24 protein-coding genes and 1 other RNA gene are annotated in these 21,637 nt (G+C 59.2%); 7 read left to right on the forward strand and 18 right to left on the reverse strand.

Annotated elements, in window-relative coordinates; all coding sequences use genetic code 11:
• Positions 1-38: 38 nt before the first annotated feature.
• Complete coding sequence (gene dusB / locus HNQ99_RS12845; RefSeq protein ID WP_184476221.1) at positions 39-1,037, reverse strand: tRNA dihydrouridine synthase DusB; 999 nt, start codon at positions 1,035-1,037, stop codon at positions 39-41.
• 77 nt (positions 1,038-1,114) lie between these two features.
• Here dusB and HNQ99_RS12850 point away from each other — a divergent pair, with 77 nt between their 5' ends.
• Both HNQ99_RS12850 and HNQ99_RS12855 read left to right on the forward strand, forming a co-directional pair.
• The gene (locus tag HNQ99_RS12850; protein WP_184476490.1) at positions 1,115-2,284 is read left to right on the forward strand and encodes a bifunctional 2-C-methyl-D-erythritol 4-phosphate cytidylyltransferase/2-C-methyl-D-erythritol 2,4-cyclodiphosphate synthase; all 1,170 of its coding nucleotides are present in this window, start codon (positions 1,115-1,117) and stop codon (positions 2,282-2,284) included.
• A gap of 3 nt (positions 2,285-2,287) precedes the next feature.
• On the forward strand, positions 2,288-2,806 hold the full coding sequence (locus HNQ99_RS12855) for a CinA family protein (protein ID WP_184476224.1): 519 nt from the start codon (positions 2,288-2,290) through the stop codon (positions 2,804-2,806).
• Here HNQ99_RS12855 and HNQ99_RS12860 read toward each other — a convergent pair.
• Together HNQ99_RS12860 and lipA are read right to left on the reverse strand one after the other, a co-directional pair.
• The gene (locus HNQ99_RS12860) at positions 2,752-3,228 is read right to left on the reverse strand and encodes a type II toxin-antitoxin system RatA family toxin (RefSeq protein ID WP_184476227.1); all 477 of its coding nucleotides are present in this window, start codon (positions 3,226-3,228) and stop codon (positions 2,752-2,754) included. The two genes, HNQ99_RS12855 and HNQ99_RS12860, sit on opposite strands and share 55 nt — an antisense overlap.
• Positions 3,215-4,177: a lipoyl synthase gene (lipA, locus tag HNQ99_RS12865; protein ID WP_184476230.1), complete on the reverse strand. Its 963-nt coding sequence runs from the start codon at positions 4,175-4,177 to the stop codon at positions 3,215-3,217. The genes HNQ99_RS12860 and lipA overlap by 14 nt, the downstream gene beginning before the upstream one ends.
• Before the next feature lie 64 nt (positions 4,178-4,241).
• Between lipA and HNQ99_RS12870 the strand changes: the two genes are divergently transcribed.
• Together HNQ99_RS12870 and HNQ99_RS12875 are read left to right on the forward strand one after the other, a co-directional pair.
• The gene (locus tag HNQ99_RS12870; RefSeq protein ID WP_184476233.1) at positions 4,242-4,880 is read left to right on the forward strand and encodes a carbonic anhydrase; all 639 of its coding nucleotides are present in this window, start codon (positions 4,242-4,244) and stop codon (positions 4,878-4,880) included.
• 78 nt (positions 4,881-4,958) lie between these two features.
• Positions 4,959-5,234 carry an acylphosphatase gene (locus HNQ99_RS12875; RefSeq protein ID WP_184476236.1) on the forward strand — a complete coding sequence of 92 codons (276 nt, stop codon included), beginning with the start codon at positions 4,959-4,961 and terminating at the stop codon, positions 5,232-5,234.
• 21 nt (positions 5,235-5,255) lie between these two features.
• Here HNQ99_RS12875 and HNQ99_RS12880 read toward each other — a convergent pair whose 3' ends face one another.
• A complete protein-coding gene (locus HNQ99_RS12880) occupies positions 5,256-5,735 on the reverse strand; it encodes an Lrp/AsnC family transcriptional regulator (RefSeq protein ID WP_184476239.1) in 480 nt (159 codons plus the stop codon).
• 164 nt (positions 5,736-5,899) lie between these two features.
• Between HNQ99_RS12880 and HNQ99_RS12885 the strand changes: the two genes are divergently transcribed.
• Positions 5,900-7,591, forward strand: a complete 1,692-nt coding sequence (locus HNQ99_RS12885; RefSeq protein ID WP_184476242.1) for a sensor histidine kinase — start codon at positions 5,900-5,902, stop codon at positions 7,589-7,591.
• Positions 7,592-7,724: 133 nt separating this feature from the next.
• Here HNQ99_RS12885 and HNQ99_RS12890 read toward each other — a convergent pair whose 3' ends face one another.
• The 6 genes from HNQ99_RS12890 to HNQ99_RS12915 all read right to left on the reverse strand — a co-directional run bounded on the left by HNQ99_RS12890 (position 7,725) and on the right by HNQ99_RS12915 (position 12,434).
• Complete coding sequence (locus HNQ99_RS12890) at positions 7,725-8,603, reverse strand: S-methyl-5'-thioadenosine phosphorylase (protein WP_184476245.1); 879 nt, start codon at positions 8,601-8,603, stop codon at positions 7,725-7,727.
• Positions 8,604-8,701: 98 nt separating this feature from the next.
• Positions 8,702-9,394 (reverse strand): aspartate/glutamate racemase family protein, encoded by a 693-nt coding sequence (locus HNQ99_RS12895; RefSeq protein WP_184476248.1) that lies wholly within the window; start codon positions 9,392-9,394, stop codon positions 8,702-8,704.
• 12 nt (positions 9,395-9,406) lie between these two features.
• The gene (locus HNQ99_RS12900) at positions 9,407-10,819 is read right to left on the reverse strand and encodes an NAD(P)(+) transhydrogenase (Re/Si-specific) subunit beta (RefSeq protein WP_184476251.1); all 1,413 of its coding nucleotides are present in this window, start codon (positions 10,817-10,819) and stop codon (positions 9,407-9,409) included.
• 1 nt (position 10,820) lies between these two features.
• The gene (locus HNQ99_RS12905; protein WP_184476254.1) at positions 10,821-11,102 is read right to left on the reverse strand and encodes an NAD(P) transhydrogenase subunit alpha; all 282 of its coding nucleotides are present in this window, start codon (positions 11,100-11,102) and stop codon (positions 10,821-10,823) included.
• Positions 11,103-11,176: 74 nt separating this feature from the next.
• Positions 11,177-12,301: an NAD(P) transhydrogenase subunit alpha gene (locus HNQ99_RS12910; protein WP_184476257.1), complete on the reverse strand. Its 1,125-nt coding sequence runs from the start codon at positions 12,299-12,301 to the stop codon at positions 11,177-11,179.
• 10 nt (positions 12,302-12,311) lie between these two features.
• Positions 12,312-12,434, reverse strand: coding sequence for an aa3-type cytochrome c oxidase subunit IV (locus HNQ99_RS12915; protein WP_184476259.1), 123 nt, complete (start codon positions 12,432-12,434; stop codon positions 12,312-12,314).
• A 151-nt stretch (positions 12,435-12,585) separates the two neighbouring features.
• Between HNQ99_RS12915 and HNQ99_RS12920 the strand changes: the two genes are divergently transcribed.
• Positions 12,586-14,019, forward strand: a complete 1,434-nt coding sequence (locus tag HNQ99_RS12920) for a sigma-54-dependent transcriptional regulator (protein WP_184476262.1) — start codon at positions 12,586-12,588, stop codon at positions 14,017-14,019.
• Positions 14,020-14,034: 15 nt separating this feature from the next.
• Here the strand turns inward: HNQ99_RS12920 and HNQ99_RS12925 are convergent, their stop codons facing one another.
• From HNQ99_RS12925 to ccmC, 8 genes are all read right to left on the reverse strand, one after another.
• Positions 14,035-15,975, reverse strand: coding sequence for a potassium transporter Kup (locus HNQ99_RS12925; protein WP_184476265.1), 1,941 nt, complete (start codon positions 15,973-15,975; stop codon positions 14,035-14,037).
• A gap of 129 nt (positions 15,976-16,104) precedes the next feature.
• The gene (locus HNQ99_RS12930; RefSeq protein ID WP_184476268.1) at positions 16,105-16,791 is read right to left on the reverse strand and encodes a tetratricopeptide repeat protein; all 687 of its coding nucleotides are present in this window, start codon (positions 16,789-16,791) and stop codon (positions 16,105-16,107) included.
• Positions 16,788-17,198 carry a cytochrome c-type biogenesis protein gene (locus tag HNQ99_RS12935; protein WP_184476492.1) on the reverse strand — a complete coding sequence of 137 codons (411 nt, stop codon included), beginning with the start codon at positions 17,196-17,198 and terminating at the stop codon, positions 16,788-16,790. The genes HNQ99_RS12930 and HNQ99_RS12935 overlap by 4 nt, the downstream gene beginning before the upstream one ends.
• Before the next feature lie 98 nt (positions 17,199-17,296).
• Positions 17,297-17,824, reverse strand: coding sequence for a redoxin family protein (locus tag HNQ99_RS12940; RefSeq protein ID WP_184476271.1), 528 nt, complete (start codon positions 17,822-17,824; stop codon positions 17,297-17,299).
• Positions 17,821-19,749 (reverse strand): heme lyase CcmF/NrfE family subunit, encoded by a 1,929-nt coding sequence (locus HNQ99_RS12945; RefSeq protein ID WP_184476494.1) that lies wholly within the window; start codon positions 19,747-19,749, stop codon positions 17,821-17,823. The genes HNQ99_RS12940 and HNQ99_RS12945 overlap by 4 nt, the downstream gene beginning before the upstream one ends.
• Before the next feature lie 131 nt (positions 19,750-19,880).
• Complete coding sequence (gene ccmE / locus HNQ99_RS12950; RefSeq protein WP_184476274.1) at positions 19,881-20,327, reverse strand: cytochrome c maturation protein CcmE; 447 nt, start codon at positions 20,325-20,327, stop codon at positions 19,881-19,883.
• Between the two features lie 10 nt (positions 20,328-20,337).
• Positions 20,338-20,469 carry a hypothetical protein gene (locus HNQ99_RS16790; protein WP_281376835.1) on the reverse strand — a complete coding sequence of 44 codons (132 nt, stop codon included), beginning with the start codon at positions 20,467-20,469 and terminating at the stop codon, positions 20,338-20,340.
• Positions 20,470-20,477: 8 nt separating this feature from the next.
• The gene (gene ccmC / locus HNQ99_RS12955; protein ID WP_184476277.1) at positions 20,478-21,209 is read right to left on the reverse strand and encodes a heme ABC transporter permease CcmC; all 732 of its coding nucleotides are present in this window, start codon (positions 21,207-21,209) and stop codon (positions 20,478-20,480) included.
• Positions 21,210-21,298: 89 nt separating this feature from the next.
• On the opposite strand from ccmC, the gene ffs reads away from it, so the two are divergent.
• Positions 21,299-21,396: signal recognition particle sRNA small type (gene ffs, locus HNQ99_RS12960), an RNA gene on the forward strand.
• The last annotated feature ends 241 nt before the right edge of the window (positions 21,397-21,637 follow it).

Here is a 21,637-nt window from a genome sequence, read left to right on the forward strand (position 1 = left end):
CGTTCTTGCTGGTGGCGCGGGGGCGACCGGCACCTTGTTCAGGCCGCTGCCCGGCTGAGCCAGGGTGAGTAGAAGCGCTCCAGCATGTCGAGCACCTTTGCTGCATCGGACACCTGATTGACGGCGTTACGAAACTCGGCCGAGCCGGTGAGGCCCTTGGTGTACCAGCCGATATGCTTGCGGGCCATGTTGACGCCGATGAAAGGTCCATAATGATCGAGCATCGCCCGATAATGCTCTGTAATGACGGTATATTGTTCGTCGATAGACGGATCGGCCCGGCGCTGGCCAGTGGCGAACCAATGCATCACCTGACCCAGCAGCCAGGGTTTTCCATAAGCGCCGCGCCCGATCATCACTCCGTCTGCGCCGCTCTGTTCCAAAGCCATCTCGGCATCCTCGACAGAACAGATGTCGCCATTGACGATTACCGGCAGCTTGACGGCATCCTTCACCTTGCGGACGAAGGCCCAATCGGCATGACCCTTATACATCTGGCAACGGGTGCGGCCGTGAATGGTGATGAGCTGCGCCCCTAGATCCTGAGCGATGCGCGCCAATTCCGGGGCGTTAAGGCTTGAGTGATCCCATCCCATACGCATTTTCACGGTGACAGGGACTTTTACGGCCTTGACCGTTGCCTCGATGAGCGAGGCAGCAAGCGGCAGATCTCTCATCAGGGCGCTGCCTGCTTCGCCATTCACCACCTTCTTGACCGGGCAGCCCATATTGATGTCGATGATGGCCGCGCCGCGATCTTCGTTGAGCTTCGCGGCTTCAGCCATTTCATGAGGCGAGCAGCCCGCAAGCTGCATCGACACGGGCTCCTCCACCGGGTGCCAGGCAGCCTTTTGCAATGACTGGCGCGTTTCCCGGATCATAGCTTGGCTAGCGATCATCTCCGTCACGTTCAGACCCGAGCCATAGCGGCGGACGAGGGTACGGAAGGGCATATCCGTAACCCCGGTCATCGGCGCCAGTATGACGGGCATGCCGATCTGCATCGGCCCTATCGAGATGGGATCTAATTTGCGCATCGACCTGCCTAAAAAACAGGCACCCCATAGCCGTTATGACGCTGGCGGGCAAGGGAGGCCTGCGCTATGGCCGCGCCATGATGCATCGGAACCGGAATGTGGCGCTGATCGTAGCGGCCGGACGCGGCGAGCGCGCGGGCGGAGCTGTGCCCAAGCAGTTTCGGCGCGTTGCTGGCAAGACCCTGATTGCGCATGCGGTGGATGCCTTTGCTGCCCATGAAACGATACACGATATTATTCTGGTCATCGGCAAGACTCAGGAGCAGGAGGTCCAGGCGGCGCTTGGCTCTCGCGCGCTGCCCGATTGCGTAACGGGTGGAGCGACGCGTCAGCAGTCGGTCTATGCCGGGTTGGAACATATAGAAAAGCATGGCGGTGCAGGCCGGATTTTCATCCATGATGCGGCGCGCCCGTTCCTCCCTGCCCAGGTGATCGACCGCTTGATGAATGGGCTGGATGAAGCGCCCGGCGCCATTCCCGTGCTGCCGGTCGTGGATACATTGGCGCGAGACGTCGGCGTGCTGGGAGATATAGTAGAACGATCTGGGCTGATTCGCGTCCAGACGCCCCAGGCCTTTGATTTTCATGCAATCCTCATGGCACACCGAAGCTGGCGGGGCGATGCGGACGCCAGTGATGATGCGCAGATCGCACGTGCCGCTGGCCTGGCGGTGGCTCTGGTCGAAGGAGACAGCATGCTGGAAAAGCTCACGCATCCGGCAGATTTCGCATTGGCGGAGGAACGGTTGGCGGGACAATTTTCTATCCGAACCGGCATGGGCTATGACGTTCACCGCCTGGTGGCTGAGGAAGAGTTGTGGCTTTGCGGCGTGCGGGTTGCGCATGATAGGGGCCTAAGCGGGCACAGCGACGCCGATGTTGCTCTCCACGCGCTGACCGATGCCCTGTTCGGGGCAATGGCCGATGGCGACATCGGCAGTCATTTTCCGCCGTCGGAGGCGCAATGGCGCGGTGCGGCGTCATCCCGATTCCTTGCTTATGCTAGGGATCGGGTGGCCGTTCGGGGCGGGCGGATCGAGCATGTCGACCTCACCATCATCTGCGAAGCGCCCAAGATTGGGCCTCATCGCGACGCAATGCGGAGCCGGATAGCCGACATATTGGAAATTGATTTGGGACGCGTAAGCGTCAAGGCAACCACAACGGAGCGCCTGGGATTTGCAGGTCGCGGTGAAGGAATAGCGGCTCAGGCCATTGCCACGCTTTCCCTTCCGGGAGTATTCTAGGGCATGGCAGACACTCTTCTTCCCACTGAGCTGGTCGAATCTGCGCGCCGCGTGATCGAGGCCAATCGCGCCGCCGGCCGTCGCGTGGCGGTGGCCGAAAGTTGCACCGGCGGCCTGGTTTCGGCGGCGCTTACGGAAATTGCCGGATCATCCGACGTGTTCGAGACGGGCTTTGTGACCTATTCGAACGACTCCAAGATGGAACTTTTGAAGGTCAGCCTGGACGTGCTGGAAACCTTCGGCGCGGTATCGATCGCCGTGGCATGGGGCATGGCTCAAGGCGCACTCACCAAATCAGGGGCGGACGTGGCGGTAGCGATCACCGGGATTGCGGGACCAGAAGGCGGAAGTGAGAAAAAGCCGGTTGGAACCGTTGTGTTCGCCAAGGCCGAACGGGAAGAGGACCCTCAGCAAATCGTTGCCGATACGCGACTGTTCGAGAATGAAGGCCGCGGGGCCGTCCGGCTTCAGGCGGCGCTGTGCGCGCTGGAACTGCTGATGCCGGGCGCTTTGGTGCCGTAAAGGGCGTCAGCGCGGGTTTCAAAAGCGCCGATCATCTTGCGAAGCGCCTTGTCGAACATTTGTCCGGCCAGCATTTCGAACAAATGGCTTTTGAAAGCGAAGTCCACGGAAAATTCGACGAATGAGCCGCCTTTTCCATCCGGACGAAAGCGCCAGTGGTTGTGGAGGTGCTTCAGCGGACCTTCGAGATAATCGACGTCGACCTCCAAAGGCCGCACCTTGTGCACGCGGGAGGTGAAGGATTCGCGCAAAGCCTTGAACCCGACGATTAAGTCCGCGACCATCGCGGTGTCATCATTCGACCTGATCCGAACCGCAGTAACCCAGGGCAGAAATTCAGGATAGCGTTTCACGTCCGAGACGAGGTCGAACATCTGCTCGGGAGTGTAAGGCAGATGACGGGTTTCGCTATGATGTGGCATTGGTCTCACTGGCTTGGGCAGCCTTGGCGAGTTTAGCCTCGCGAGCCGCCCGCATTTGTTCAAAATCCTCGCCCGCATGATAGCTGGAGCGGGTAAGCGGACTGGACGCCACCTGCAGGAACCCCTTGGCGCGCGCAATTGCGGCATAGGCGCCAAAGGCCTGAGGCGTCACGAAATCGATCACCTTCGTGTGACGAGGGGTCGGTTGCAGATATTGGCCCATCGTGAGGAAATCGATATCGGCAGAACGCATGTCGTCCATCACCTGATGCACTTCAAGACGTTGTTCACCCAAACCGAGCATGATGCCAGATTTGGTGAAGATGGAGGGATCATGCCGCTTCACGCTTTCAAGCAGGCGAAGCGAGGCATAATAGCGCGCTCCCGGCCGAATCGTGGGATAAAGCCGCGGCACCGTTTCAAGATTATGATTGTAGACGTCGGGCCGCGCCGCAACGATTGATTCCACCGCGGCGCCCGCCTTGTTACGGAAATCCGGGGTAAGAATTTCGATGGTCGTCTGCGGCGTCATATCCCGCAGCGCCCGAATCACTTTCACGAACTGGCTTGCCCCACCATCGGGCAGATCATCACGATCGACCGAAGTTATAACGATGTGGCTCAGCCCCATCTGCGCCGCTGCCTCGGCGACATGCTGGGGTTCAAGCTTGTCTACGGCGCGGGGCATGCCCGTTTTCACATTGCAAAAGGCGCAGGCCCGAGTGCAGGTGTCGCCGAGAATCATGACCGTCGCATGCTTCTTGGTCCAACATTCTCCGATATTCGGGCATGCCGCCTCTTCGCAAACCGTGGCAAGATTTTTTGAACGCATCAGCCGCCGGGTTTCCGCAAAACCTGCGCTAGTCGGCGCCTTGACACGAATCCAGTCAGGCTTTCGTTGACGCTCCGGGCGCGGAGCTTCTGGCTCAATGCGGGTGATTTCGTTCATGGTGTGCAAATAGCGTGGTCAGTCCGGACTTGCCACCCCCCTTTATCTGAGACTATGCGAGGGCATGACTGACTTTGCAGATATGTTGTCCGGTTATCGCCGGTTCCGGGAATTGGGTTGGGCGCAGCAGCGCGAAAGATGGGATGAATTGCGGGACGGGCAAAGTCCCAAGGTGATGGTCATCGCCTGTTCGGACAGCCGCGTCGATCCGGCGCAGATATTCGATACCAATCCTGGCGAAATTTTCGTGGTGCGCAATGTGGGCGCATTGGTGCCCCCCTTCGAAACCACCCCCGGCCGGCACGGCGTTTCCGCAGCGCTCGAATTTGCCGTTCAGGTGCTTAAGGTCGGGGAGATATTGGTCATGGGACACGGCCGGTGCGGCGGATGCCAGGCTGCGCTCACCCAGGAGTTGAAAGACGCGCCTCCGGGCGAAGGCGGCTTTATCGCCCACTGGATCGACCTGCTGGACGAAGCGCGCGAGAAGGTTATCGCACAATTTGGCGACGATCATGGTGCTGCCTCCTTGCGTGCGATGGAGCAGGAGGCGGTTAAGGTCAGCCTGGAAAATCTCCGGACCTTTCCTTGCATTCAGGAAAAGGAGGGTGACGGATCACTGCGATTGGTGGGAGCGTATTTCGCCATCTCGGACGGCTTGCTACATGTGCTGGACGAAGACAGCGGGCAGTTTTCACCGGCCTGAGTTCGATTGTCGTGCTGGACAGAGTGCTGCCGAAACAGGATAATGGCCCCTTCCCTGCCGCTGGGGAAGCAACAGAACATGACCGCACGCCGCTTACGCATTCATGGTAGAGTTCAGGGCGTCTGCTATCGCGACTGGACGGAGCGAACAGCCCGATCGCTCGGCCTTTCGGGCTGGGTCCGTAACCGCATGGATGGCACAGTCGAGGCCGTCGTGGCGGGCGACATAGATGTAATTAAGCGCTTCATCGCACTGGCCCATGACGGACCGCCGGCGGCACGAGTGTCGCATATTGATGAGATCCACGAGTTAGAGACAGAGTTGAGCGGCTTTCAGCAACACGCCACGGAATGACGCGTCCAAGACGGCTTCTGACTATCTTTCCTTGGGTAATGGAACGCCCGGCAGATTCTTTGACGTACGGATCGTAAGGGAGGTTTTTACGCTCACCACATTGGGGGCAGGTGTCAGTTGCGAGGTTAGAAACTGCTGAAAGCTCTGAAGATCCCTGGCCACCACCTTAAGAATGAAGTCGATTTCTCCGTTCAGCATATGGCATTCCCTAACCTCGGGCAGACTGGCAACATGCTCTTCAAAAGCGCGGAGATCGGCTTCGGCCTGACTCTTTAGACTGACCATGGCGAATACAGTGATGCTGTAACCCAATGACGCCGGATCGACCATGGCGTGATAGGATTTGATCGCTCCGCTGGTTTCCAGGGAACGCACCCGGCGCAAGCAGGGGGGAGCCGTCAGCCCTACCTTTTTTGCCAATTCCACATTGGTCATACGGCCCTCATCCTGCAGTTCGGCCAGGATTTGCAGATCGATACCATCGATATTGGGGCCAGCCATGAACTCGAAACAACCTTTCCTCTTAATGCGCGATACCATAATTATATTTCAGACAAATGCAATTGTCCCACTATGCGACGTATCAAAGTGGAATATTTCCATTTGCCTTGAACAAGCATATTCCGGACGCTTAACGGTCCGTTAGGATTTTCCGGGAGTCGGAATTGCGTTTCAACGACCAGTTGCACACCATCTTGGCTGCAAAACCGCCAGGGGCCGGGGGCGCGGTCACGCGTTGGCGGCAGTGTGTCGACATTTTGGCGCAATATGACCGCCCCTCCAGGGGAGGCATGAGCGATGCGGATCGAGAGGCAATCCTGGAAGAACTTGAGGCACTTCGGGACAAGGTCAACGAAAGGCAACGGATTTCGACCGTTGTAGATATCGGAACTCGTCTACGTTCTCCAGCCCTTGTCCGCTTTTTTGGAACCGACCGCCCTTCGATTTGCGCTGCCGCGATGGTGCGGGCACAGCTGCCTGACGGAATCTGGGCGGAGATGATCAAGGAGATCTCGCCCACGGCGCGGGGCGTGCTTCGACATCGGGAGGATATGGGGCCGCTTGCAAAGCGCGCGCTGGCGAGCTTTGGGTCCCATGACCTGGTGCTGACCACGTCCGTTCCGGCTGTTGAAGAACAAAAGCAGGAAGCGCCCGCACAAGCGCCTTCCGCCGGTGTAGATGAAAGCCAGATCCGCCGGCTGGTGGACCGGATCGAGCGATTTACGAGCGGGCGGGAGCTTGCGCCTTCGCTAGCCGACGACATTGCGGAAGTCGACGAGGAAGCGTCCCAACCGGTGCCGATTTCCGATCCGGAGGTGCGCGAGTTCAGCTTTGAGACGGACGTCGACGGCGTGATCCATTGGGTGAAGGGGGCCGCGCGAGGCCAACTGATCGGCATGTCCATATCGCAGCCGCCGCCTTTCGCAAACGCAGGACCGGACGGCCATGTAGCCGGAGCGTTCAGGCATCGCACGGCATTCCGAAATGCCCGCTTCACCATTGAGGCCGGACGACTGGCGGGGGAATGGCGCATGTCGGCCATCCCCTATTTCCATCAGCAGACTGGGCGCTTCCTGGGCTATCGGGGCAATGCGAGACGTCCGCATTTGCACGAAGTGACCGGGGGAATACCGGGCGGCTTCTACGGTTCGTCCATGCGGACCGATTCACTGCGCGAGCTGATCCACGAACTGAGGACGCCGCTTAATGCCATTCTGGGTTTTGCGGAAATCATCGACCATCAGCTTTTTGGCCCCGTCAGTAGCCAATATCGGGCTTTGGCGCAGGATATAGTGAATGATGCCCAGCAACTGCTCGGCACGTTCGACGATCTGGACCTCGCAACCCGTATCGAGCGGGGTGATCTGGCTACCCAATCGGGAGCCGTGGATCCTGCTGAGCTGGTTTTGGGTCTGGCCGCACGGTTCAGCGATCATGGAGCGGCAGGAAGGCTGGATATCAGCGCCGCCGAGCACCTGCCGCCGCTGCGGCTCGACAGGATCGAGGCCGAACGCATGTTTCAGCATCTCCTGCGGATTGTTCTTTCCGTTGCGGGGCCTGGTGAACAGATCCGTGGTCAATGCTGGTATAATGCGGGCCATCCGTACCACGCCATCGTCTTCGATATTGATCGCCCGGCTGCCTTGCGCGGCTTGGAAGAAACCGAAATGTTCGATTCTGGCTATGGACCAGATGGCGAGTGGCCGGATGCACCTTTGCTCGGCATCGGTTTTTCACTGAGGCTGGTCCGCAACCTGGCCCGCAGCGGCGGCGGCAATTTCCACATTGAGGATGATCACTTCACCTTGGTTCTGCCGGCCCTGGTGGAAGCGGGAGAAAGCGGCACTGGCGGCTAGACTCTGCTGCCTCACATTCGTTCGTGTCGAGCGAAGTCGAGACACGTTGGTACAAGCCGATGTCCCTTGCACATTGCGCCGAGCTGGATCTCGCTAGCACTGAAAGAAGGAATCGCCCAAGGCGCAGAGCTTTTTATGCACCAGCTCTTTTGAGCACTCGGCCGGCGATACATTCTAGGCGAGCCGCAATTAGCGGATCGCGGGCCTCAGGCACCGTTATTATGGCGCGATCCAGGCAGGTATCGATTGGCGATGAATCTCTTCGCTCGGGCAACCGTGCGGCTAATTCGATCACCAATATTCTTGCCAGATCGGCGTTGAGGTGCAGCACCTTCAACACGTCCGCGACTTCAACTCCATCTTCCTCATCGCGCCAACCATCATAATCCGTCACCATGCCGACAAGCGCATAGGGCAGCTCGGCTTCCCGCGCGAGCTTTGCCTCCGGCATCGCGGTCATGCCGATGATATCGCAGCCCCAGTCGCGGTACATTCGGCTTTCCGCGCGAGTGGAAAATTGGGGCCCTTCCATTGCGAGATAAGTTCCCCTGTCAATTACCTCTGCACCCGCTGCTCTGGCTGCGGCTCCAGCCAGATTCGCCAGACGTGGGCAGACAGGATCTGCCATGCTGACATGAGCTACCAGGCCTTCTCCAAAAAAGCTTTTTGGTCGAGCGAAAGTGCGATCAACAAACTGGTCAGCAATTACGAAGTGCCCTGGCGACAGTTCCTCACGCAAAGAACCCACGGCAGAAATAGAGAGAATATCCGTGCATCCTGCCCGCTTCATTGCGTCGATGTTGGCGCGAACATTTATGTCGGTCGGGGACAAGCGATGGCCCCTTCCGTGGCGGGGCAAGAACACGAATTTTACACCCTGAATGTGCCCGATCAGCAGTTCGTCGGAGGGCTTCCCCCAAGGCGTGTCGATCGAAATCCATTGTGCATCTTCAAGGCCTTCGACCTGATATAGGCCCGACCCGCCGATAATACCAATAGTCCATTCGTTCACGGCGTCCGCCTCATGTTCGGCTCTCGTGCTGCTGCTTCTTAAGTGCCCTTCGCCACTGGGCAGACTTCAAATTAGGCGCATCGAACTGTCTGCAGGTCTCATTCTTCCAAAATATGAGCCACTGCCGCCTGCGCGTGCAGACTTGTGCCATCATAAATCGGCAGCACATTGGCCCGCACATCGACGATCATTTCAAGTTCCGTACATGCCAGCACCACTGCCGGCACATGCGCCTGATAAATATTGGTAAAGATTGTCTTCATCGTACGTTCCGACGCGCGGGTCGCTTTCCCGACGGCAAGCTCCTCATAGATTATCCGGTCAATCTCCTGCGCCCATTGCATATCAGGCGGCATCAGGGAAATGCCGTGCGATACCAGCCGCTGCCGATAAAAGCGTTCCATCATGACATTATGCGTGCCGATCAAAGCGGCGCTTTTGACGCCGTCGGCCTTCATCTTTTCACCCACTGCATCGGCAATATGCAGGATGGGCACCGAAACTGCCTGGGCTACTTCGTCGTAAACCCGGTGCATGCTGTTCGCGCAAATAATCAGCGCGGTCGCTCCGGCCGTTTCCAACCGATGCGCCGCGCCGATCAATATATCGGCCGTTCGGGCCCATTCCTCGTCAGTCTGGGCCTTTGCGACTTCCGCAAAATCCAGGCTCTCGATGAGCAGGGGAGCGCAATGCAGACCGCCCTTGCGCCTGCTGATCGCCTCGTTGATGATTTGGTAATAGCGGACGGTTGAGGTCCAGCTCATACCTCCAATAAGGCCGATCTTTCGCATTGCTACCCTTGCTTAGTCGAGATGTTTGACGATCTCCTCTACCATCTTCTTCGCGTCTGCAAGAAGCATCATGGTGTTATCCATGTAGAAAACGTCATTATCAACGCCGGCATATCCCACGCCGCCCATGGAGCGTTTCACGAAGAGCACGGTTTTGGCCTTCGATACGTCGAGGATGGGCATGCCATAGATGGGTGAGGACTTGTCGGTTTTTGCCGCCGGGTTGGTGACATCGTTTGCCCCGATGACGAAGGCGACGTCGGTCTGAGAGAATTCGCTATTGATATCCTCCAGTTCGAATACCTCGTCATAAGGTACGCTGGCTTCAGCCAAAAGCACATTCATGTGCCCCGGCATACGGCCCGCCACCGGGTGAATGGCATATTTCACCTTGACGCCTGCTTCCTTCAGCATGTCGCCCATTTCCCGCAGAGCGTGCTGTGCCTGCGCCACCGCCATGCCGTAACCCGGTACGATGATGACTTGTTCGGCCTGATCCATCAGGAAAGCCGCATCTTCGGCCGAACCACGCTTCCAAGGCCGGTCTGTGGCGGCAGTTGCACCGCTTACGCCGCCTTCGGCACCGAAACCGCCAGCAATGACGCTGATGAAGCTGCGATTCATTGCCTTGCACATGATGTAGGACAGGATCGCGCCCGATGAACCCACCAGAGCGCCGGTGATGATCATCGCGCTGTTGCCCAGCGTAAAGCCCATCGCTGCCGCGGCCCAGCCCGAATAGCTGTTCAGCATGGAAACGACGACGGGCATGTCCGCCCCCCCGATGGGAATGATCAGCAAAAAGCCAATGGCAAAGCTGAGCGCCGTCACCGTCCAGAATACCCAGGGGCTCTGGTCGGTCAGGAAGTAGGCGATCAAGCCTATGATGCCTGCCAGTGTCCCGAGGTTGATGACGTGGCGAGCAGGCAGCATGATCGGGGCGCCCGACATATTGCCGTTTAGCTTTAGAAAGGCGATGACCGATCCTGAAAAGGTGATGGCGCCAATCGCCGAACCCAGGCCCATTTCGACCCGGCTGACCAGATGGATCACACCGTCAGGCCCCGCAATGCCAAAGGCCTGCGGGCTCATGAACGCGCCCGCCGCCACCAGCACGGCGGCCATACCCACCAGGCTGTGAAAGGCAGCCACCAACTGTGGCATCGCCGTCATGGCGATCTTCCGCGCGATGATGAAGCCGACCACGCCACCAACCGCAATGGCGATGACGATTTCGGTAATGCTCGCAATGTCATGCGTCACGAGCGTCGTGCCGACCGCGATTGTCATGCCGATCATACCGAAACGGTTGCCCCGACGGCTCGACGCCGGGCTGGACAGCCCGCGCAAGGCGAGGATGAAACAGACGCCCGCAATCAGATAGGCGAGCGCGACCCAGGAAGGAACCCCAGCAACTTCGTGCATGTCAGCGCTCCTTCTTCTTGTACATGGCCAGCATGCGTTCGGTCACGGCGAAGCCGCCGAAAATATTGACCGAAGCCATTGCGACAGCAACAAGGCCGAGCCACTTGGCGGTCTCGCTGCTTGCCTCGGCGCTTGCGATCAGCGCGCCCACTATGATGACCGAAGAAATGGCGTTGGTGACCGCCATCAACGGCGTGTGCAGCGCCGGCGTCACCGACCAGACCACATAATAGCCGACGAAACACGCCAGCACGAAAATCGACAGGATGGAAATGAAGTCCATATTGGCCCCCTATTCGTCACCCCCGCAAAAGCGGGGTCCAGTTGGATTCCCGCTTCTGCGGGAATGACGGACAATTAAAGCAATTTTGCGTTTACGACCTTGCCGCCTTGTGTCAGGCGAATGCCCTGCACAATTTCGTCGTCATCGGGCAGCAGGGGCGCCTTCTTCTCTCCGTCCCAGAAGGCCGATAGGAAGTTGAAGAGGTTACGCGAATAGAGCGCGGATGCGTCCGCGGCGAGCCGGCTCGCCACATTCTTGTGGCCGACAATCTTGACGCCGTGCTTTACGACAACCTCGCCGAGCACCGCGCCTTCGACATTGCCGCCCTGTTCGACGGCAAGGTCAACGATTACGCTTCCTGGCTTCATCGTCGCTATCTGTGCATCACTGATTAGGCGCGGCGCAGGCCGCCCCGGGATCAGCGCGGTGGTAATGACGATGTCCTGCTTTGCGATGTGGCTGGATACCAGTTCAGCTTGCGCCTTTTGATATTCTTCCGACATTTCCGAAGCATAACCGCCAGAGCCTTCGCCCTCGATGCCAGCGACATTTTCTACAAAGATCGGCTTTGCGCCCAGCGACAGGATCTGCTCCTTGGTCGCCGAACGGACATCGGTGGCGGACACCTGAGCGCCCAGACGTCGGGCCGTCGCAATCGCCTGTAGTCCCGCGACGCCTACACCCATGATGAAAGCACGTGCAGCGGAAACCGTGCCTGCCGCCGTCATCATCATCGGAAAGGCCCGGCCATATTCGGCCGCCGCATCGAGCACCGCCTTATAACCCGACAGGTTCGACTGCGAAGACAATATGTCCATCGACTGGGCACGTGTGATGCGCGGCATCAACTCCATCGCCAGCGCCTCGAGCCCTGCCTCAGCGTAACTATCCACCCGCGCCCGCTCGCCAAAGGGATTTAAGCCCGCGACCAGCAAAGCGCTTGGCTTTACTCCGTTCAAGCTTGGCACTGTCGGACCTTGCACGCCAAGGATGATATCGGCATCCTTGAGCGCCTCTGCCCGGCTCGCGATTGTCGCGCCAGCAGCAGTATAATCCGCATCCGAAATGGATGCCGAATCGCCAGCGCCCTGCTCAACGGTCAGGGCAGCGCCCAAACCAATGAACTTCTTGACCGTCTCAGGCGTAGCGGAAACCCGCCGCTCGCCTTCGGCCTGCTCTTTCAGAACAGCGATTTTCATCGATTGAGCGTCAAGCGATCATGAGGATAACGAACGCCGCCACAGCGACGCTGACAACGGTGCCCCACTTCATCAGCGCCAGGAAACCGTGGTAGGTTTTGACCTCCTGGTTCAAATTACCGTTCGCGGCCATAATTTTTCCCTTTCCGATATTCAAATTGGGGGCCTGTGTAACCTCATGCTTCCATGTCCACAAGCCTGCGTTATCAAAGAATCGCATTAGATTAATCGGCTCTTTACTTCAGTGGGTTATTGGGGAGATCTGTTCAATTAAAGGGTTCCACATGGCGCAAAACGGCACGCCCCTGCTAATGCTGATTGATGACGAGCCGGCGCAGCGCCGGTTGATCGCCGCATTGGCTTCGCGGGCGGGCTGGAGGACTATCTTCGCCAGTGACGCGGAAACCGCAATCGCGACCCTTGGCACGCAGGACGGCATGCGGCTCGATGCAATATTGCTTGATCATTGGGTGCCTGAGTTCGACGCAGCTCAATTGATCGCCGACATCAAGGACCGCCGTCCCGCCCTGCCGATTCTGGTGCTTACGGCACAAAACAGCGTCGCTGCGGCTGTGGAAGCCATGCGGGCGGGCGCCACGGATTTCCTTTCAAAACCGATCGCGCCCGATCGGCTTTTGGCCGCCCTCCACGCCGCGATTTCTCTCGCGCCCGAGGTCGGCGAGTTGCGCCCTCTTTCGGAAAAGATGTCGGCGCCGCTGGCTTTTGAAGAGATTGTCGGATCGGCGCCCCAGTTCCGGACGGCGCTCGCCATCGCCGCCAAGGCCGCGCGCGCCAGAATTCCAATCCTTATCGAAGGCGAAAGCGGCGTCGGCAAGGAAGTCATTGCGCAAGCCATCCATGCTGCGTCGCCTCGCTTCAAGCAGAAGATGGTCACAGTGAACTGCGGAGCCATTCCCGCAAATCTGGTGGAATCGGAACTGTTCGGACATGAACGCGGCGCTTTTACCGGCGCGTTTGAGCGTCAGGTTGGCCGGTTTATCGATGCCGATGGCGGCACGTTGTTCCTGGATGAGATTGGCGAGCTTCCCATGGACGCGCAGGTGAAGCTGCTCCGCGTCCTGGAAAATGGCGAGGCACAGCCCATCGGCGCGCGCATGCCCCAGCAAGTGGACGTCCGGGTTATCGCCGCCACTAACCGCAAGTTGCAGGACGAAGTCGAGGCCGGCCGTTTCCGGGAGGACCTCTATTATCGCCTGAATGTCGTCCAGGTCACCATTCCCCCGCTTCGGGAACGCACTGGGGATATTCCAGCCCTGGCGCGCCATTTGCTCGCCCGTATCGCAACCCAACCGGGACTGCGGAGCCTGGGCATAACCGCCGAGGCAATCGGCCTGCTCATGGCGCATCAGTGGCCGGGGAACGTAAGGCAACTGCAAAACGCCCTCTTTCGTGCCGCCGTTCTATGCGAAGGCGACGCTTTGACTCCTGCGGATTTTCCTCAGATCGCAACACAGATCGAGGCGAAGCAGACCAGCGAAGCTCCGCGTGCGCGCCTGACGGATCATGGCGTAGGAATAACCTTATATGAAAGGGACGGTCATATCCGGGCCCTGGCGGCAATCGAAGCCGACGTCATCCGCCTTGCCATCGGCCATTATCGCGGCCGCATGACAGAGGTGGCCCGTCGCCTCGGGATTGGCCGCTCGACTCTTTATCGGAAACTTGCGGAACTAGGCATCGACAGCAGCGCTGCGTGACGCGCTGAAGAAGTTCTATATCTCGACCTGACTGCCCAGCTCCACCACTCGGTTCGTGGGCAGGCGGAAGAATTCCATCGCGCTTTCTGCATTGCGCAACATCCAGGCGAAAATCTTTTCGCGCCACAAGGCCATACCGGGACGGGCAGAAGGCAGCAGAGTCTGCCGCGCGAGGAAGAAGCTCGTCTCCATCATTTTAAACTCCGCACCACATTGCGTAATCTGCTTGAGTGCAGCCGGCACATCCGGCTCCTGCATGAAACCATATTTCAGCACAAGCCGGAAAAATCCGCGCCCCAGATCCTCCAGCTTGCAACGGCCATCATCTTCCACAAAGGGCTCGTCGGCGATCTTGACGGTCAGCAGGATTACCCGTTCGTGCAACACCTTATTATGTTTCAAATTGTGAAGAAGCGCGTGAGGGACGCCATCTGGCGTGGATGTCATGAACACCGCCGTCCCAGGCACACGCACGGCGCTGTTTGCCGCCGAAGCGACGAAGATCGGAATTGGCATGGCTGCCTCCCGCATGCGCTCCATCATCAGCTGCCGTCCCCTCGCCCATGTGGTGAGCAGGGTGAATATCACCAAACCGACCAGCAACGGGAACCAGCCGCCATCGGGCACCTTCGTCAGGTTCGCCGCGAAATATGCGGTATCGACAATATAGAAGACGCTTAGCAGCAAGGCTGCCCAGATAGGCGGCCATTTCCACAAACGGAATATCAGCACGGTCAGGAGGGCCGTATCGATCAGCATCGCGCCCGTAACCGCAATGCCATATGCCGATGTCAGGCCAGACGAGTTCTGGAAGCTGAGGACCAGCAGGATGACCATCGCCATCAGGCCCCAATTGACCAGCGGGATATAGATTTGACCCGCCGTCGAGGCGCTGGTGTGCGAAATGCGCAGGCGCGGCATGAAGCCAAGCTGGATGGCCTGCTGCGTTACGGAAAACGCGCCGGAAATCACGGCCTGGCTGGCAATGATGGCAGCCAGCGTGGCGATGCCCACCAAAGGCAGCCGGAACCATGTGGGCGCCAAATTGTAGAACGGGCTGTCGAGCGCCGGAATTCCTTCGCGGAACAGAAGTGCGCCCTGCCCCATATAGTTCATCATCAAGGCCGGCAGCACGAAGAACAACCATGAAACCCGGATAGGTTTGCGTCCGAAATGCCCCATGTCCGCATAAAGCGCCTCTGCGCCGGTAACCGCCAACACGACCGAGCCCAAGGCAAGGAAGGCCGCGAACCCGTCGATCATGAAAAAGTTGATCGCCCACCAGGGATTGAAAGCGATCAGAATGTGCGGCGTATGCCAGACACTGACGACGCCCAGGACGGAAATGGTAAGGAAATACACCATCATGATGGGCCCGAACATGGCCGCGACGCGGTGGGTCCCCCCCTGCTGAATGGCAAACAGTCCGACCAGCAAAATAACGGCGATCGGCAGAATCAAAGGATCCAGACCCGGGTTTACGACTGCGAGACCTTCTACCGCCGACAAAACGGAGACGGCGGGGGTAATCATGCTGTCGCCATAAAAGAGCGACGTTGCGAACACGCCCAACATGATGATGCCGCGTGACCAACGCTGGGTTTTGGTCCGACCGCTGATCAATGCCAGCAGGGCCAGGCTGCCGCCCTCCCCCTTGTTATCCGCCCGCATGATGATCGTGACATATTTCAGGGTCACCACCAGCATCATCGACCAGAACATCAGGCTGATCACGCCCAGGATATGCTCTGGATCCAGCGTTAGCTTATGATGCCCGGCAAAAGTTTCTCGAAAAGCATAAAGTGGGCTGGTGCCGATGTCGCCGAATACGATGCCGATAGCACCAACGGCAAGCTTCAGCAGGGCCTTGTCGTCGTGCCCATGATGGGCCTGCGGCAAGCCTATGGCATCGTCCAAGGATGCCGACGTGGCGCCTTCGGTGGATGCATCAGCCATTGTTAAAGGAATCCAGCGTCATAATCGCTCTTTGCGTCCCCGCACGTCCCACGAAAAGGGGACCTTACCGGCAATGACCGCGCGCCCTAGCATGGCTGCTGGTGCGGTGCAACAAGTGGTCCCAAGGCCTCATTGTTCCAGAGCCCCCGTTCCATTTTCGGACAGGGAGCTATCGCCTTGCGCGGGAGCAGCGCCGCCATTCAGCGACCGTTCCAATATTCCTAAATTAGTTTCGAGGTCTCCCCGCCATTCGGCATCGGCAGAAGTGCGTTTAAGCAAATCGCGCCAAATTTTCTCCGCTTGTTGCGGCTGACCCGATTGCGCCAGCGCTAGGCCATAAAAATAAGCGGGGGCAGGCATTTCAGGCGCAAGCTTGATCGCCCTCCGAAAAGCGAATTCAGCGGCAGGAGACATCACGCCGCCACCGTGCACCATCAACGCGTTGCCGAGACCAAGCCAGAGATTCGGATCATCGGGATATTGCCGCAAGCCCACGCGCAGCACATTCGCCGCTTCCTCATTCTTGCCGCGGCGGTTGAACGCATCGGAAAGCACCAGCCACTGTCCGGCCTGGCTGAAGCGTTCTCCCATTTCCTTGCGCTGTTTTGCGACATCTTCGTCAAAGGCGCTGTCCTGCCCAGCGACCTTGACGGGAAAACCCCGCTGCGACGGACTTCCCTGCCAAGCATAGCCTGCAAGTCCTATGAGCAATGCGGCGGCGACCAGTTCGAAAGTCGCTCGCTCTGCCCTACCGAAACGGATTATGGCGGCGCCGGCCAGCGCCGTCAGAACGACGATTATGAACCATCCGTTCACGCCCGGCCATCCTTCCCCTTGCGACGCTTCAGCCGCCCCCGCAGCAGCACGTAACCGACCGCAAGCAACAGCACCGGCGCAGCCCAGAGCGGCCAGGTCAACGGCTCAAGCGGCGGCTCATAGGTCACCCAGGCACCATAGCGCTCGATCAGCCATTTGCGGATATGCTCGGGCTTTTCCCCCACCAGGATACGCTGCCGAATTTGCGAACGCATGTCGCCCGCCATGCTGGCATTGCTGTCGGCAATGGACTGGCTTTGGCAGACGAGGCAACGAATCGTTTCCATCAAAGCGCTCGCCTGCGCCTCCAGCTTCGGGTCATCGAGCTGACGATCCGCATAGGGCGCTGGCGGCACCGCCGTTTGGGCGGCCGCGGACGTGGAAGCCAATATCACCAGCAGCGCCATCGTACCTGCCAAGACACGGACCCAGCTGTTTTTGACAAAATCGACCAAAAAGAAGCGGAGTTCCTGTTTTTCCAAGGACAACAGGGTAACAGCAGCCATTACCGCGCCTCTCGCAATTTCTGGAGCAGTATTGGCACATCCTCTTCGCGGATCTCGCCGATATGCTGGTAGGCGATAAGCCCCCTGCCATTGATCACGAATGTCTCCGGCACGCCAGAGGAGCCAAGCGCGATTTGCACACTGCTGTCCACATCCGACCCGATAGTGGCATAGGGATTGCCCCAGCGGCCGAGAAAACGGGAAAGGTCTTCCCGACTGTCGCGGATCGCCACCCCGTCAATCTTCACGCCTGCCTCTTTCAATGTCGCGAGCTGCGCCGCTTCTGCTGCGCAGGGAACACACCAACTTGCAAAAATGTTGAGCAGCCGCGGCTTGCCCCGGGCGAAATCCGCGCTCCTCAGCCCAGGCCGTTCCGCCACCCCGGCTGGAAGAGCGAATTGGGGTAAAGGCTTGCCGATCATGCGGGACTGAATCGTCCGGTCGGACGGCTTGATGATTCCCGACGCGAATATCGCGAAGAAAATTGCAAACAGCGCCAGCGGCACCCACAATATCCAACGGCTCATGCGTAGGCTCTCCTGATCGCCGCCGTCCAGGACCTGCGCACTCTTCCGACCAGCGCCAGTGCGCCGCCCAGCGCGATCATGATGCCGCCTGCCCAGATCAGCGTCACAAACGGCTTCCACCAGATGCGAAGCTGCCACCGGTCATCATCCACCTGCTCCCCGAGCACGACATAAAGCTGGCCGTCCCAGCGAGTAAGCAGCGCCGCCTCAGTTGTCGGCGTCGGCGGCGAAGGGAAAAAACGGGCCTGCGGGTGCATCTCCACCGGCTCATCGCCGCCGCGGCTTGCATGCATGACAGCTTCAAGGGCAGTCCAATTGGGCCCGGCGAGCGGCGATATGCTGTCGAAGGTCACCGTCCAACCGGCGATCTCAACCTTGTCTCCAGGGCGAGCAGCGACGAGCTTTTCATGGTTGAAAGCGCTTTCAGACGCCATTCCGGCAAGACTTACGGCCACACCCAGATGCGCGATGACCATACCCCAGGTAAAAAGCGGCGTGCGGCGCAAATTACGCTTCCACAGAGGCGCAAGGCTGGCGACGCCCACTCCACCAGCGAGGGTCAACCCCAGAAGCGGCAGAACCCCGATATGGCCCGCCGCCAACGTCAGCAGCAGGGCGAGACCGATCACCGTCGCAACAGCCGGAATCAGCAGGCGTTTGCCAACGATAGCCGCCCTGTCCTTCTGCCATCGCGTTACGGGGCCCGCCGCCATGATCACGACCATCAGCAGAGCCAAGGGCCCTGCGGCGGTGTTGAAATAAGGCGGTCCGACCGACAGCTTCTCCCCCGTCACCGCTTCGACGCCCAGAGGATAGAGAGTGCCGATAAGCACAATGCCCAAAATCGCCGACAGCAACAGGTTGTTGACGACCAGAGCTCCTTCCCGGCTGACCGCCTCGAACTGTTTGCCCTCCCTTACCGTACCCACGCGCAGCGCAAACAGCGCCAGCGCCCCACCGATATAGAGCGTCAGCAGCGCCAGTATGAAACTGCCGCGCTCCGGATCGACCGCAAAGGCATGGACGCTGGTCAATATCCCCGATCTGACAAGGAAAGTTCCTACCATAGACATGGAAAAGGCGACCACCGCCAGCATGATCGTCCACGCGCGCAGCCCATCGCGGGTCGCCAGCACCGTAACGCTATGGAGCAGCGCCGTCGCCGCCAACCACGGCATCAGCGAGGCATTCTCCACCGGGTCCCAGAACCACCAGCCGCCCCAGCCCAGTTCATAATAAGCCCAATAGCTACCGGCCGTGATTCCTAGGGTCAGGAATATCCATGAAGCCAACACCCAGGGCCGCATGGCTCGCGCAAAGGCCGCGTCAACATTGCGGGTCAGCAGCGCGCCTACGGCAAAGGAAAAGGCCACGGACAAGCCGACATAGCCGAAATAGAGCGTTGGCGGGTGAAAGGCGAGGCCTGGGTCTTGCAGGAGGGGATTGAGGCCTTGTCCATCCTGCGCCGGCGGATTGAGCCGCTCAAACGGATTGGATGAAAACAGCAGGAAGGCATAGAAGCCGAGGCTGATCACCGCCTGGGCGCCAAGCGTGGCCATATGAGTGTCCCGTCGCAGCATCCGCTCGAACAGCGCCACTGCCCCCCCCGCCAGGCCCATGATGGTCACCCACAGCAGCATCGAGCCTTCATGATTGCCCCATGTTCCTGCAATCTTGTAAAGCATCGGTTTCAGCGAATGGCTGTTCATCGCCACCAGTTTCACCGACATGTCGGATCGCACGAACAACAGGATCAGCAACCCGAAGGCGATAGCGCATAGCAATCCCTGTACAACCGCCACCGGCCGGACGGCGGTCAACAGCTGCTCCTTCGCGCCCCTTACGCCCGCAAGCACAAGGCCGAATTGAAGCGCCGCCAGCGCCGCGGCCAGCCAAAGTGCGGCGAGACCTGCCTCAGCTATCATGGGCATCCAACCATTTCATTAGCTCGTCATTCCCGCGATGGCGGGAACCCATCTCCTGATCCATCAGCGCATCCGAATGTCGAAAAATGAATCCCAGCCTTCCGAGGGTGACGGAGGAATAACGAGCCCTTTCATCTTTCCGCCTTCATCTCATGGGTCTTGGTGTCGTAGCTCATTCCCTCAAGCTCACGAGGCATGTAGCGCTCATCATGCTTGGCGAGCAGGTTGCTGGCGACGAAAGTGCCCGTGCGGTCGAACGATCCTTCCGCCACAACGCCGGAGCCTTCCTTGAACAGATCGGGTGCGATGCCGCTGAACCTGGCCGGAACAATAGCTTTGCCGTCCGTGACGTTGAAGCGAATAGTCACCCCGTCCGCTTCCCGTTTTAAACTTCCCGGGATTACCATGCCGCCCAGGCGAATCGCCTTTCCGGGCTCCACTCCTTTGGTCTTCACATCACTAGGGGCGTAAAAATAGGCGGCCTCGTCCTTCAGCGCGGACGCCGCCAGCAACCCGGCACCAACCAGTGCGACGAGCGCAATGAGCGCGAGGATCAACCGCTGATGCTTCGCCTTCATCGCCACTGGCTCAACCCTCCCGCGCGATCTGGCGAGACCGATGTTCCGCCCGGCGCATCGTGACAAAAGCCCATAGGCATACGCCGCCCGTGCCAATGAAGGTCAGCCCGTAGGCCGCGATGATGAAAAGCCAGTGATTCACGTGCAATCCTACCCCCGCGCCAGCCTTTGCAGCCGCGCCTCAACCTTGTTCTGCGCCAGCAGCGCCCGCATTCGCATCAAGACGATTGCACCGAAGAGAAGGCTGAAGCCCAGCACCGTAAACCACAGCGGCCACAGGATCGAGCTATCGATTGTCGACCCCGACAAGGTAATGCTCGGCCCTTGATGCAGGCTGTTCCACCACACAACCGAGCGGTTGATGATCGGAATATTGATCGCCCCGACAAGGCCGAATATTGCCGTGACCCTGCTGACGCTACCTCGGTTGCCTGGGCCTTCGCCGCTACTTGCATTGGCGAGCGCGATATAGCCCAGATACAGAAACAACAGCACCAGCATGCTGGTCATCCGCCCGTCCCATTCCCACCATGTGCCCCAGGTAAGCCGCCCCCATATCGACCCTGTCGCGAGGCAGATCGCCGTAAACAGTGCGCCTGGAACCGCAATCGCCCGTGCAGCCACTCCAGCGAGCGGATGCCGCCACACGATCTGCATCAGACTGGCAATCGCCAGGCTTGTCCATCCCCCCATGCCAAGCCATGCAGCAGGCACGTGGACATACATGATTCGAACGCTATCCCCCTGAAGATAGTCTGCCGGAGTATAGAACAGCCCCGCCGCAGTGCCGATCAGAAGCAGCGATAAGCCGCCCCAGAACAGCCAAGGGGTCAAGGGCCGCCCAATGGATAGAAACCGCGTAGGATTAGCCAAAACATGCATATTCGGCAGGCTCTTTAGTCGAGGTGGAAGCGCATGGCCAGCGGACTTTGCGCCCCCTTGCACCCTCGCCTCAAATCCCCCATATGGCCCGCGGGAGTCGGGCGGACGTAGCACTCGCCAACTTGGTCAGGTCCTGACGGAAGCAGCCACAACGAATTCGCTGCGGGTCGTTCCGGCTCCCACCTCTTCTTACATGGCCTGCACCAGGTTTGTTGGTCGCCAGCCCCTCCACTGCCTGCAAGGCCTGCGATCGAGACGGACTTCAGCCGAAGAAGTCGAGCATCTGTCTTTGGCGTAGATCTGTATAGAGATTCCCTCCCCACCATTAAACGCCGGGCGCAAATACGGGGCGCAGCGCGGCCTCGAAGGTCAGCGCCTTCCTTGCCCAATGGGGCTTGGCGATGAGCTTGGTGCCCGGCTTCCCCCAG

It is taken from the genome of Rhizorhapis suberifaciens, from assembly GCF_014200045.1.
Lineage (GTDB): Bacteria > Pseudomonadota > Alphaproteobacteria > Sphingomonadales > Sphingomonadaceae > Rhizorhapis > Rhizorhapis suberifaciens.